This is a genomic window from Parasedimentitalea huanghaiensis (assembly GCF_009753675.1).
GTDB lineage: Bacteria > Pseudomonadota > Alphaproteobacteria > Rhodobacterales > Rhodobacteraceae > Parasedimentitalea > Parasedimentitalea huanghaiensis.
The window spans coordinates 93,111-106,113 of the sequence record NZ_WQLV01000006.1 but is presented as its reverse complement, the minus strand read 5'-3'; the positions used below and the strand labels follow the sequence as shown (position 1 = coordinate 106,113).

The 13,003-nt window shown below is 54.6% G+C and carries 11 protein-coding genes; 6 read left to right on the top strand and 5 right to left on the bottom strand.

Annotated features, from left to right (window positions below; translation table 11 throughout):
* Nucleotides 1-43: 43 nt before the first annotated feature.
* Entirely contained in the window at nt 44-1,273 is a 1,230-nt protein-coding gene (locus tag GO984_RS11410; RefSeq protein WP_157022661.1) for a UbiH/UbiF/VisC/COQ6 family ubiquinone biosynthesis hydroxylase, read from the bottom strand.
* 89 nt (nt 1,274-1,362) lie between these two features.
* On the opposite strand from GO984_RS11410, the gene GO984_RS11405 reads away from it, so the two are divergent.
* From GO984_RS11405 to GO984_RS11390, 4 genes are all read left to right on the top strand, one after another.
* Nucleotides 1,363-2,691, top strand: a complete 1,329-nt coding sequence (locus GO984_RS11405; protein ID WP_157022660.1) for an amidase — start codon at nt 1,363-1,365, stop codon at nt 2,689-2,691.
* 109 nt (nt 2,692-2,800) lie between these two features.
* Nucleotides 2,801-3,979, top strand: a complete 1,179-nt coding sequence (locus tag GO984_RS11400; protein ID WP_157022659.1) for an aminotransferase class I/II-fold pyridoxal phosphate-dependent enzyme — start codon at nt 2,801-2,803, stop codon at nt 3,977-3,979.
* Between the two features lie 109 nt (nt 3,980-4,088).
* Nucleotides 4,089-6,956, top strand: coding sequence for a DNA translocase FtsK (locus GO984_RS11395; protein WP_157022658.1), 2,868 nt, complete (start codon nt 4,089-4,091; stop codon nt 6,954-6,956).
* A gap of 42 nt (nt 6,957-6,998) precedes the next feature.
* Nucleotides 6,999-7,580, top strand: coding sequence for a LolA family protein (locus tag GO984_RS11390; protein WP_157022657.1), 582 nt, complete (start codon nt 6,999-7,001; stop codon nt 7,578-7,580).
* Nucleotides 7,581-7,675: 95 nt separating this feature from the next.
* On the opposite strand, the gene GO984_RS11385 is transcribed toward GO984_RS11390, so the two are convergent.
* Nucleotides 7,676-8,263: a transglycosylase SLT domain-containing protein gene (locus GO984_RS11385; protein ID WP_138162913.1), complete on the bottom strand. Its 588-nt coding sequence runs from the start codon at nt 8,261-8,263 to the stop codon at nt 7,676-7,678.
* A 291-nt stretch (nt 8,264-8,554) separates the two neighbouring features.
* Between GO984_RS11385 and hspQ the strand changes: the two genes are divergently transcribed.
* Nucleotides 8,555-8,881, top strand: coding sequence for a heat shock protein HspQ (gene hspQ / locus GO984_RS11380; RefSeq protein WP_157022656.1), 327 nt, complete (start codon nt 8,555-8,557; stop codon nt 8,879-8,881).
* A gap of 58 nt (nt 8,882-8,939) precedes the next feature.
* On the opposite strand, the gene GO984_RS11375 is transcribed toward hspQ, so the two are convergent.
* The 3 genes from GO984_RS11375 to GO984_RS11365 form a co-directional block, all read right to left on the bottom strand.
* Entirely contained in the window at nt 8,940-10,517 is a 1,578-nt protein-coding gene (locus tag GO984_RS11375) for a gamma-glutamyltransferase family protein (RefSeq protein ID WP_157022655.1), read from the bottom strand.
* Between the two features lie 358 nt (nt 10,518-10,875).
* Nucleotides 10,876-11,319, bottom strand: coding sequence for an ATP-binding protein (locus tag GO984_RS11370; RefSeq protein ID WP_157022654.1), 444 nt, complete (start codon nt 11,317-11,319; stop codon nt 10,876-10,878).
* Between the two features lie 42 nt (nt 11,320-11,361).
* Entirely contained in the window at nt 11,362-11,700 is a 339-nt protein-coding gene (locus tag GO984_RS11365; protein WP_138162917.1) for an STAS domain-containing protein, read from the bottom strand.
* Between the two features lie 91 nt (nt 11,701-11,791).
* Here GO984_RS11365 and GO984_RS11360 point away from each other — a divergent pair, with 91 nt between their 5' ends.
* Nucleotides 11,792-12,964, top strand: a complete 1,173-nt coding sequence (locus tag GO984_RS11360; protein WP_157022653.1) for a thiolase family protein — start codon at nt 11,792-11,794, stop codon at nt 12,962-12,964.
* The last annotated feature ends 39 nt before the right edge of the window (nt 12,965-13,003 follow it).

The following is a 13,003-nucleotide window of genomic DNA, read 5'->3' as shown; positions in this document are numbered from 1 at the left end:
CGCGCCACACCGTTTTGTTCTGAGTGAATTGTCCTAGACTCGCCTAGATTGCTTTCCCCACCAGTAAGTTTGGCAGATCTCCAGTCAGGCCTGCTGCCTCGCGGACAAAACTGCGGCGCAAACCAGGCAGCGAGCCAACAACGCCCATACCAATATCGCGCCCAAACCGCAGGACCGGGTTGTTGTTTGAGAACAATCGGTTGAACACATCGGTCGCAGCAGCCAGTGTTGCTACGTCAAACCGGCGCCATTGCTGATACCGTTGCAGCACTAAAAGTGATGCAAAGTCTTCGCCCCGACGGCTGGCTTCAGTCAAGACCTGCGCCAGTGCGCCAACGTCGCGCAGACCTGCGTTCAAACCCTGACCTGCAATTGGATGCATACCGTGTGCAGCGTCACCCACCAGTGCCATGCGCTCATCAATAAAGGCGTTGGCGATTGTCAGATTCAACGGATAGGTGAACCGCTTTCCAGCCAGTTTCATGTCACCAAGGAAGTCACCAAATCGCGGACGAAGGGCCTCGATATAACCGTCGTTGTCCAGGGCATGAATGGCTTGCGCGGTCGCGGTGCTCTCGCTCCAAACGATAGAGGAGCGAGAGCCGGGCAGAGGTAGGATCGCCAAAGGTCCTGGCGGCATAAAGAATTGATGGGCAATTCCTTGGTGCGGCTTTTCGTGTTCGATGGCACAGACCAGGGCCGTTTGGCCATAGTCCCAGCCACTGCGCTTGATACCTGCCCGCTGGGCGGTACCACTTTTGCGTCCGTCAGACCCAATCAGGAGCTGTCCGCGCAACGTGTCGCCGCCGTCCAATGTCAGGGTTACACCGCTGACATCCACGTTCTGTGCCACCACGGTGCGCTGGTTGATCATTGTAATATTGGGTTCGTTTTCCAAGGCGTTGATCAGGGCGCGACGCAGATACCGGTCTTCGACCATATAACCCATCGGGCCTTCTTCGATCTCAGCATGATCAAAATGCATAAAAAATGGCGAGGGCCCCTGGCCGGCATGACCGTCGGTGACTTTGATTTCCAGCATGGGTTGGGCATTGTCTTCGCCTACATGCTGCCACACACCAACCTGTTGCAACAATCTCTGGGACGCCAAAGCCAGCGCGTAGCCACGGCCATCAAAGTCTTCGTCCTGTAGCGCCGTTTGTGGCAATGCATCGATCACAGTGACGGTAAAGCCGGTCTGAGCCAGCGCTAAGGCCAGTGCAGGACCATTCAGTCCGCCGCCCACGATCAAGATATCAGATGTGTTTTTCATGCGCCGCACTATGCGCTTGCGTTCGGGATTGTCCATGGGCTGCGGTGTCGCTACCGTCTCTTTGACACATATTTGGGAGCACGGTGAGAATGCAGGATTGGTTAAATATGAGCGCAGCGGATCTGGGCCGTGGTATTGGATCGGGCGAGATTAATCCTCTAGAACTGACTCGCACCTACCTGGACGCCATCGATGCCCACCCACAGCGTGACCGTATTTATGCCCGTGTGACCCATGACCGCGCGCTTGCCGAAGCCAAAGCCGCTGCTGAGCGGGCCGATGCAGGTCAACGTCGCTCCCTTCTGGATGGGGTGCCGATCAGCTGGAAGGACTTGTTTGACAGCGCGGGGGTGGGGACCGAGTCGGGATCTGACCTTTTGTTGAATCGGATCCCGGATCAAGATGCACTGGTCCTGCGCAATGCCACAGCGATGGGAACCGTATGTTTGGGGAAAACTCATATGAGCGAGCTGGCGTTTTCCGGGCTGGGATTGAACCCGGTCAAAGAAACGCCTCCCTGTATCAACGACGCCGAGGTCGTACCTGGGGGCTCGTCTTCTGGGGCGGCTGCCTCGGTTGCTTTTGGACTGGCGGCCTGTGGGATTGGCTCTGATACCGGCGGTTCGGTGCGCATCCCGTCTGCCTGGAATGATTTGGTTGGGCTAAAAACCACATCGGGTCGGGTGAGTCTGGAAGGGGTGGTGCCACTGTGCCTGAAATTTGACACCGTGGGTCCACTGGCTCGCACAGTCGAAGATGCAGCTCTATTCCTGGGGGTGATTGAAGGGACGTCTGGCTCGGACTTGCGCGGTGTGAACCTAAAAGGACGGCGGTTTGCGGATCTTCAGACCGTAGCGCATCAGGATCTGGATGATCCGGTGCGCGATGCACATGCTTCGGCATTGGAACGCCTGCGCCTTGCTGGTGCAGAAGTGATTCCGCTGGAAGTGCCCGCCCTAGAGGATGCGATGGCCCTTAGCGGTGTGTTGTTTACCACCGAGGCTTACGGGCTGTGGAAGGATGTGATCGAGGCGTCTCCGGACCTGATGTTCCCTGCCATTCTGGAGCGGTTCCGTTCTGGTGATGCGTTCTCAGGTGCTGACTATGTGGCTGCATGGGCCAAATTGGAACAGATCCGTATGGTCTGGGATCAGGCTACGTCTGGGTTTGATGCAGTTCTGTGTCCGACCTCACCCATTTTACCCCCAAATATGCACCGGCTCCTGACTGACGAAGACTATTATGTCCGTGCCAATCTGATGGCGCTGCGCAACACTCGCATTGGCAATCTGATGGGGCTGTGTGGCCTGTCACTGCCGACCGGTACGCCGAGCTGCGGATTGCAGGTCTTGGGGCAGCCAGATTGTGAAGAGGCGCTGCTGCGGGTTGGTGCAGCGATCGAGCAGGTTTTGGCCTGAAAGCCACATATATCAAAGGCCTGTGAATGGGCGGCTGGACGGAGAGCCGCCACACCTGTATCTTGTGGATAAACGGGGCGAAAATGATCCCGGACTTGAGGCATAGAAAATGAATTTTCCCGAGCGGTTTTCGAACCTTCCGGCTTACGCGTTTCCGCGATTGCGGGCGCTTTTGGATCACCATACCCCAGGCGGGGACGTGGTGCACATGACCATTGGTGAGCCGAAACATGAGTTTCCTCAGTGGGTTACTGATGTGATCGTCGAAAATGCAGCGGGCTTTAATAAGTATCCACCGAATGAGGGCTCGGACCAGCTGCGCGGAGAAATCAGCGCCTGGATTCAGCGTCGTTACGGTGTTGCAATGGACAAAGACAGCCAGATCATGGCGCTAAACGGCACTCGCGAGGGGCTGTACAATGCGGCAATGGCGCTCTGTCCTGAACAGAAGAACGGTCAAAAACCGGCGGTTTTGATCCCAAATCCGTTTTATCAGGTCTACATGGTGGCGACACTTTCGGTGGCCGCAGACCCGGTTTTTGTTGCTGCGACCGAAGCAACCGGTCATTTGCCCGACTATGCCAGCCTGCCAGAATCCGTTCTGAATCGGACTGCGGTGGCCTATATCTGCTCGCCTGCCAACCCGCAGGGTGCAGTGGCTGATCGCGCCTATTGGACACAGTTGATCCAACTGGCCGAGCGCTATGACTTCAAAATCTTTGCGGATGAGTGCTATTCAGAGATTTACCGCGGCACAGCTCCGGTTGGCGCATTGACCGTAGCGCAGGAGTTGGGGGTAGATCCTGACCGTGTGGTATTGTTCAATTCGCTGTCGAAGCGGTCGAACCTGCCCGGGTTGCGTTCGGGCCTGATCGCAAGTGGCCCTGAAAATATGGCTCAGATCAGGCAACTGCGAACTTATTCTGGTGCCCCATTGCCACTACCTTTGCAGGCTGCGGCGGCCCGCGTTTGGTCAGATGAGGCACATGTGGTACAAAACCGAGCGCTCTATGTAGAAAAATACGAGATCGCGGATCAGGTTTTTGCCGAGCTACCGGGCTATCAGTCGCCCGAAGCAGGCTTTTTCCTTTGGCTGCCTGTTGCGGATGGCGAGGATGCAGCACTGAAGCTGTGGCAGCAGACTGGCGTGCGGGTTCTTCCCGGGGCTTATCTGGCCCAAGGCGAAGGCGAGCAGAATCCGGGCAAAGAGTTTATTCGGGTGGCACTGGTGGCGCCCAAGGAACAAATGCAGGTTGCGCTGACACAGCTGCGCAACTGTCTGTACTAAATTGCGTTTCGATGGTCCGAGCAGTGGACCGTCGTTTCGCCAATAGAAAAGACCGGGCACAAGACCTGCGAAAACAGCAGGCAATGGCCCATATGAGGACGAGGTAGGCATGGCATTTCAAACACGCAGTCGCGACCCGCTGTTGGATAGTAATATGCAAGCAGCCATCGAAAAACGTGGCAAAGAACTGGTTGGCATCTTGCTGATCGTTACTGGCTTGATGGCCGCTGCAATGATTGGTTCTTATACACCTGAAGATCCCAACTGGTGGGTGTCGACCGATGCACCGATCCAGAACTGGATGGGGCGACCTGGAGCTTCGATTGCAGCCCCCTTGTTTATGGTTATTGGACAGGGCGCTTGGGCAATTTCCCTGACGTTGTTGATGTGGGGAGCCCGGTTTGCACTGCATTGGGGCGAAGATCGCGCAATAACACGCATGACTGTTGCGCCAATTGGTGTTGCTTTGTGCTCCATCTATGCAGCGACGCTTGTTCCCGCTGACTCGTGGTTAAGTACGCATAACTATGGTCTTGGTGGTTTGATGGGTGACACTGTGATGGGGGCATTGTTAACCCTTTCACCAATTAGCTATGCCGTCACCGTTAAGCTGATGTCTCTTATTGCAGCACTCAGTATGTTGGCCTTGGGTGCATATGTTCTGGGTTTCACCCGGGCAGAGTTATCCCGCGCTGGTCGTTTCATGTTGATTGGGGTGATCATGGCATACGGTGCATTGGCTAATCTATTAGGCCGGGGTGCGACCGGTGGCCTGCATGCAGCGATGAATTACCGTGCGCAACGCGCTGAACGGGCTGAAGCCGACAGGCTTGATGCTGAGACCGAACCACAAGTGATCGAAACTATGGATCGCTATGGCGTGGTCCCTGCCTCGCCACCCGTAGAAGATGTGGTTGAGGAACCTGCGCCAGAACGCGGTGGTCTGTTATCTCGGATGCCATCCTTAATCCGTCGTTCCGAAGCGATGACAATGCCAGAATCGGAATTGGTTGAACCACAGTCCTTTGCGGAAGTGGACGGTATGCCGGGCGATGATCGTATCGCTGCAAGGATCGCTGATGCTGTGCGCGAGCGCCGCGCTGCTGACCTGCCGCCTGAGCAGGACCCGAATTTGCCACTAACCAAGGGGAGAGGCCGCCGCCCCGAGCCGCTGGTGTTTAACCCGCAATCCCCACTGGATGGGTTGCCGCCTGAACCTCCGATGTCGGCCCAACCTTTCACACCCGCGCCGGCACCGGCAATGGCTCCTGTAGAAGATATCGATATTGGAAACGAAATCCCTGTTGCGCCGCAGCCTGCTCTGCCGCGGGCTCCGATGGATCTGCCCGTTTCCGAGCCACGCAAATCTGTGGTTGAAAAGCCGGTTTTGAAACCAGTGGTGCCCTCCTCTCGTGCGATTGCCGAGGCGCAGCCTGGACTGGTCTTTGAAGATGGTGAAAATGGTTTTGAACTGCCACCTCTGAACTTGCTGTCCAATCCGGACAACGTTGAGCGGCATCATCTGAGCGATGAGGCTCTCGAAGAAAATGCCCGTATGCTGGAGCATGTTCTGGATGATTACGGCGTCAAAGGTGAAATCGTCTCGGTCCGCCCTGGCCCAGTTGTGACCATGTACGAACTGGAGCCTGCGCCAGGTTTGAAAGCCAGCCGCGTGATCGGTCTGGCAGATGATATCGCCCGGTCCATGTCGGCCCTGTCGGCGCGTGTCTCGACCGTGCCTGGTCGCTCTGTCATTGGTATCGAACTGCCGAATGAAAACCGCGAGAAAGTTGTGTTGCGTGAAATCCTGGCGTCGCGTGGCTTTGGCGACAGCACGATGAGCCTGCCGTTGGCGCTGGGCAAAGATATTGGTGGTGACTCGGTTGTGGCCAACTTGGCCAAGATGCCTCACCTGCTGATCGCCGGTACCACGGGTTCCGGTAAATCGGTTGCGATCAACACCATGATCCTGTCGCTGTTATACAAGCTGACACCGTCCGAATGCCGCATGATCATGATCGATCCCAAGATGTTGGAATTGTCGGTTTATGATGGCATCCCACACTTGCTTTCGCCTGTTGTGACCGACCCGAAAAAAGCGGTTGTGGCGCTGAAATGGACCGTTGGCGAGATGGAAGATCGCTATCGCAAAATGTCCAAAATGGGTGTGCGAAATATCGAAGGCTATAATGGACGGGTCCGTGACGCCTTGGACAAGGGTGAAATGTTCACACGCACCGTTCAGACCGGGTTTGATGACGATACCGGCGAACCAATGTTTGAGACTGAAGAATTCGCCCCCGAAGTGCTGCCCTATATCGTGGTTGTCGTGGACGAAATGGCCGATTTGATGATGGTTGCTGGTAAAGAGATCGAGGCCTGTATTCAGCGCCTCGCGCAGATGGCGCGTGCGTCTGGTATCCACTTGATCATGGCGACCCAGCGTCCGTCGGTTGATGTGATCACCGGTACTATCAAGGCAAACTTCCCAACTCGGATTTCTTTCCAGGTGACCTCGAAAATCGACAGCCGTACAATTTTGGGCGAAATGGGTGCCGAACAATTGTTGGGTATGGGTGACATGCTTTATATGGCTGGTGGCGCCAAGATCACCCGTTGTCATGGTCCCTTTGTGTCGGATGAAGAGGTTGAAGAGATCGTCAATCACCTCAAAGCCTTTGGTCCGCCAGAATACATGAGCAACGTGTTGGAAGGTCCTGATGACGATAAAGCCAGCAATATTGATGCAGTTCTGGGGCTGACAGGTGGTAACACCAACGGCGAAGACGCGCTGTATGACACCGCCGTACAGATCGTTATCAAAGACCGGAAATGTTCAACCTCCTATATTCAGCGTAAACTTGCCATCGGGTATAACAAAGCCGCGAGGCTGGTTGAGCAGATGGAGGATGAAGGCCTTGTTTCTCCTGCAAACCATGTGGGTAAAAGAGAAATTCTGGTTCCAGAGCAGCAGTAACACACCTCTTCACTTTCAGCGCACAGGGCTTATGTAGGATCTATGAAACAGATTGTATTAGCTCTGGCGCTGACTGTCTGCGCCCCTGCCGCATGGGCCGCTGAAAAGCTGAGCCTGAATGAAATCTCTGGCTACTTGAATGGTATCAAAACGGCCAAATCCAGTTTTACGCAGATCAACGATGATGGCAGCCTGTCGACGGGCCAGCTGTATATTCACCGTCCTGGTCGGATGCGGTTTGAATACGACACTCCGGGCGGGGGGACAGTGGTTGCCGGTGCTGGGTCAGTCGTGATTTTTGATCCCAAGTCAAATCAACCGCCTGAAACGTATCCTTTAAGACGCACGCCACTGTCCGTGATCCTTGCCCGCAAGGTGAACTTAAATCAGGCCAATATGGTGGTTGGACATCGGTTTGATGGAACCACAACAATTGTTCGGTCGCAGGATCCGGAACACCCGGACTATGGCAGCATCGAGTTGATGTTCACTGGTGACCCAGTGGAGCTGCGGAAGTGGGTCGTTCATGACAACGCTGGGGGACAAACTACGGTAATACTTGGTGCCTTGGAAACCGGATTACGGCTGCCATCAAATCTGTTCAGTACTACGGCAAGCAATTAAGCGCCCAACGAAATTTTCGTTTCCGACTGTATGATTGGGGGTCGCTGTCAATCGTAGGGCAACACCTTGTGGGGTTGCCCTACACTCAAGGCTGATCAGTTGAACTGGCGGCAGTTGGCCAACTGTCTTTGGTACATATTTGATCGGTCATTAACCTCATTCGCAACTCTTAGCAGCCAGGGTTTGGATCGATAGCTGCCACGGGCATAGCCAGTGTTGCCCTCGTGATAAGCTAGGTATTGGTTGCGTGCATCTGTCAGTGGAATGCCGTTTTTCTCGCGGCTATTGTTCATGTACCAACCCATAAAGTCACTGGCGTGTTGTATGCGATTGCGTTTAGCTCCACGCTTGCCGGCCTCTTGGCGATACTCATCCCAAGTGCCGTCCAGTGCCTGTGAGTAGCCATAGGCGCTAGAGACACGCCCCATCGGGATCACCCCCAGAACATATTTGTGCGGCGTGCGTGCGTCAGCGCGATAGCGGCTTTCTTGATAAATTGTAGCCATTTGAACATGCACCGGGACACCCCAGCGACGTTCGGTGGATTTAAACGCTTTTAGGTAGTCCGGACGCTGCTTGATGATGCTGCAGGCGTTGTCCAGATTACGTGGCGGTGATTTCTGGCCACCGCCGCAGGATGCCATGATCAGCAATGCGATCAAGGCGCTGATGATTCTGCTCATTTGCCTCTGCCTTCTTGTTTTTTTGCAGAGCATATCAAAAAATGACCTGTGGATGAAATCACATTTGCAAATATGATTTCATTAGAAGCGGCACAGCCACAATCTGCGTAATCAACTGAACCCAAGTGACATTCAGCCAAAAATCTTGCTGGTTGTCTCGGGAGAAAGCAGCGCTAAGGTTATCTGTACTGTTAAACAAATACCCACAGACTGTTTCTCATAATTGGGTCTCAACTGTTGGACAAAGTCAGTGATCACAGAGTATAAATAAGATCTGGGGGCTGCAGAGACATGCTAAGAACACGCGCAAAATATCACTTGGGGCAAGTTGTTCGCCACAAAAAGCATCCGTTTCGTGGTGTGGTGTTTGATGTCGATCCCGAGTTCACCAATACGGATGAGTGGTATCAGGCAATTCCTGAAGAAAGCCGACCTGCCAAAGAACAGCCGTTTTACCATTTGCTGGCGGAGAATGACCAAAGCTATTACGTGGCCTATGTCTCGGAACAAAATCTGGTTGCCGACTATTCTGGCGAACCAGTGGACCACCCGGATATCCCAGATATGTTTGGCCCGTTTTCAGACGGCACCTATCCGCTGCATTTCCAACTGAACTAGCCCTTGGTTGGCGAAGGTGCGTGCAAGCACGCACCCTACACTGAACGCCCCTGTCAGATTAGTACCCTAATGCGCAGCCATCCTTGCGTGGATCACTGGCGCCTTCCAATACCCCATGATCGTGAATGCGGATTGCTTGTGACCCGCCAATAGCTGTGTGCGGCACTTTCACCTTATGACCCATGTCTGCAAGCTGCTGCCGAACAGTATTTGAATACCCCCGTTCAACGTTCATAACAGTACCATCATGGAAGGCGCGTGGCGCATCCATTGCGGCTTGCAACTCCATATCGAAATCAGTCAAATTCGAAACAAGTCGCGCATGCCCGTTGGGTTGATACGCTCCGCCCATCACGCCAAAAGGCATCACCACCCGTCCGTTCTGGCGCAGCATGCCGGGAATGATCGTGTGCATTGGCTGCTTGTTTCCGCCCAGCTCATTTGGGTGACCTTGTTGCAGGGTAAATCCGGCGCCACGGTTTTGCAGCAATATGCCAAATTTGTCTGAAGAAATTCCGGACCCAAATCCGTGGAATATGGAGTAGATCAGCGAAACCGCCATCCGGTCTTTGTCGACCACCGTGATATAGATGGTATCTTTGTGCACGGCCTCACTTAGCTGTGCGGGGTTGTCCATGGCGCGGTTCGGGTCAATCAAGGCCGCCAGTTTGGCCGCCGTTTCAGGGGCCAGCATATGCTGCAATCGAGTCATGTGATCCGGATCAGCAATAAACCGGTTGCGGGCATCATAGGCCAGCTTTGCGGCCTCCGCTTCGATATGCGTGCGTTGCGCCCCCAACGGGTCCATTGCAGCAATGTCAAAGTGTTTCAGAATGTTAAGCATCAGAATCGCGGTTGCGCCCTGACCATTGGGCGGATGCTCAACCAGATCTATCCCTTTATAGTCACCACTTACCGGAGTGGTCGAAAAGCAGGCGGTTCTAGCAAAATCATCCGCTTGATGGACGCCACCCTGCTTGGTCAAAGCGGCCAACATATCGTCAGCGACCTCGCCAGTGTAAAAAGCGTCGCGCCCATCACGCGCAACCCGACGTAAAACTTCTGCCTGACCGGGTGATCGAAAAACCTGTCCTACACGCGGTGGCTCGCCGTTGAACAGGTAATCACGCCGCGCGCTACCCTGCAGTGTGGCGGCCCCTTCAGCCCAGTCAAAAGCCACACGAGCAGCCACCGGAACCCCTGTGTCCGCATAGTGAATGGCAGGTTGCAGCACCGCATCAAGACCCAGTTTACCCTCTGTTTCAGCCAGATGGCAAAAGGCATCCATCGCACCGGGTATGGTCACCGAGTGAGGGCTGTTTAGGGGAACAGTATCCAACCCCTGATCGCGTAAATCCGCTGCGCTGGCAGCTGCGGGAGCACGTCCAGATCCGTTAACGGCGTGGATTTTATTTGAACCTGGCCGAGTGTAAAGTAGGAAACAATCGCCACCGATCCCCGTCATCTGGGGCTCGCAAATACCCAACAGTACTGCGCCGGCAATGGCGGCATCCATTGCATTCCCACCACGTCGTAAAATGTCGATCGCGGCTCCGGCCGCCAGCGGATGCGAAGTCGCACAGATTCCGTTTTGGGCGAAGACCGCCGAACGGCCCGGAATTTGAAAGTCTCGCATGGTTATCTCCCGTCAAGTGTTGATGGGAGATTAGAAGTTAGGCTCCGGAAAGCAATCCTCATAGATGACGATGAGGTGCATTAAGCCAACGTTTTAAAAGAAGAAAGAAGTCCCCGGCGCGCGTACAGGGTGGGGGCTGGATTGACGCGGCGCCGAGGGAAGCTTTGTGCAGCTACACGTAAAGTAATTGCACAGACTTTGGGCGCGGGTTTGCCAATTTTGCGGCAGTAATGTGGCGTCCTGATGGAATGATCGGAACTAAGTGGGATGTTCTGAAACACAGCGCTGAAATGATGCAGCTGGAGTAGGAGTGGTGTAAACTGAATAGACCGAGCCGTTGAGTCTCGAAGGATGTGAATTATCCCAAGGGCGCACTGGCGCTCACTTCAAACCGAAGGGATAGCTGGTTGTTCCCACTTTTGCGTTCGTAGTGAATATCGCTGGTCAATTCACGAATCAAAAACCAACCAAACCCACCTTCAGGGAGATCTGCCTGAGGAACGTTCAAATCGACTGGCTTACCTTCAGGTAGCTTGTCATCGGGCAAAGGCAGGCCAGCGTCGTGAATGTTAATCCACAACTGATCCGCATCCAGATTGCAGCGTATATTCACGTCACCGGGGTCGGTACCTGCATAGGCGTGCTCAACAACATTGTTGACAGCCTCGGCCAGCGCGATCTGCACCTCTTCTGCCCGGGCTTCGGGAAGCCCCATTGTCCGCAACCGCTCCACCACCGAACCAATGCCACTGCGGGCATTCAGCTCCGTGGCCAGGAACGAGTAGGCAAAAGTATTAACCATTGGGCTTTCACTCCGCGCAAATTGCGCCTTCGATACCATCAGTTAGCTGTTGCTGGTGGCAGTGGCCTCGTTCAGCGAGGCATAAAGATCAAAAACGGTGTCCATACGGGTCAACCGAAATACTTTGTCGACCATTGGGGACAGGCCAGCAAGATCCATCTTGCGACTGCTGCCTAACTGCTTCATCGCAGCGACAATGGCGCCTAATCCGCTGGAATCAATAAATTCCACCTCAGACAGGTCTAAAATGACACGGTCTGCTCCACCTTCGGTTTCGTTGCGCATATCTTCTTTGAATTGAATCGCAATCGTTGCATCAATGCGCTCCGCGTTCACGGTAACAATTTGGGCACTGCCCGTTGTTGTGCTGGTCAGGCTCATAATTTCCCCCAGTTGGCATTTCGTTACTGTGCAGACTAGACCGTAAACCTTACCATTTTGTATGCAGGATCAAAGCTGAAGAGGAAAGAGCATGAAAGAGGTTATCATTGCGGGAGCTGCGCGAACGCCAATGGGCGGATTTCAAGGCGTATTTGATGGCGTCGCTGCTGCGGAACTGGGCGGTACGGCGATTCGGGCCGCCCTTGCGGGTGCAGGAATTACCACTGTAGATGAAGTTTTGATGGGCTGTGTATTGCCTGCTGGCCAAGGTCAGGCACCGGCTCGTCAGGCCGGTTTTGCTGCTGGTCTGGGCGAAGAGGTGCCAGCCACCACACTGAACAAGATGTGCGGGTCCGGGATGAAGGCCACGATGATGGCTTTTGATCAGATTGCGCTAGGCCATGCTGAGACAATGATAGCCGGTGGTATGGAAAGCATGTCCAACGCTCCGTATTTGCTGCCAAAAATGCGCGGCGGTGCTCGAATTGGCCACAATCAGGTGATTGATCATATGTTCCTCGATGGGCTTGAAGACGCCTATGATAAGGGGCGCTTGATGGGGACATTTGCCGAAGATTGCGCCGATACTTATCAATTCAGCCGTCAGGAGCAGGACGAATTCGCCCTGAGATCGCTTTCAAACGCGCTGGAGGCACAAGAAAGCGGAGCTTTTGACGGTGAGATCGCCCCGGTCACTGTCAAAACACGTAAAGGAGAAATCGTCAGTGACGCGGATGAGCAGCCCAAGTCGGCGCGCCCTGAAAAAATCCCTACACTGAAACCGGCGTTTCGTAAGGATGGCACGGTGACGGCGGCGAATGCATCTTCGATCTCAGATGGTGCGGCCGCGCTTGTGCTGGCCTCTGCCGAATCTGCGGCGGCACAGGGGCTGACCACACGAGCGCGTATCCTCGGTCATGCCAGCCACGCGCAGGCACCGGGTCTGTTTACTACTGCACCAGTACCGGCAGTGCAAAAGCTGATGTCCCAGATTGGTTGGTCCAAAACAGATGTCGACTTGTGGGAGGTGAACGAAGCCTTTGCGGTGGTCCCCATGGCCTTTATGCGTGAAATGGGCCTGTCGCGTGATATTGTAAACGTTAACGGCGGTGCCTGCGCGCTGGGACACCCGATTGGCGCATCAGGTGCACGAATCATCGTTACCTTGCTGAACGCGTTGGAAAAACGTGGACTAAAACGGGGAATCGCGGCGATCTGCATCGGTGGCGGTGAAGGCACTGCAATCGCAATTGAGCGGATCTGATCTTCATCTAGCTCAAAATATCCCCGGGGGTGAATTGAC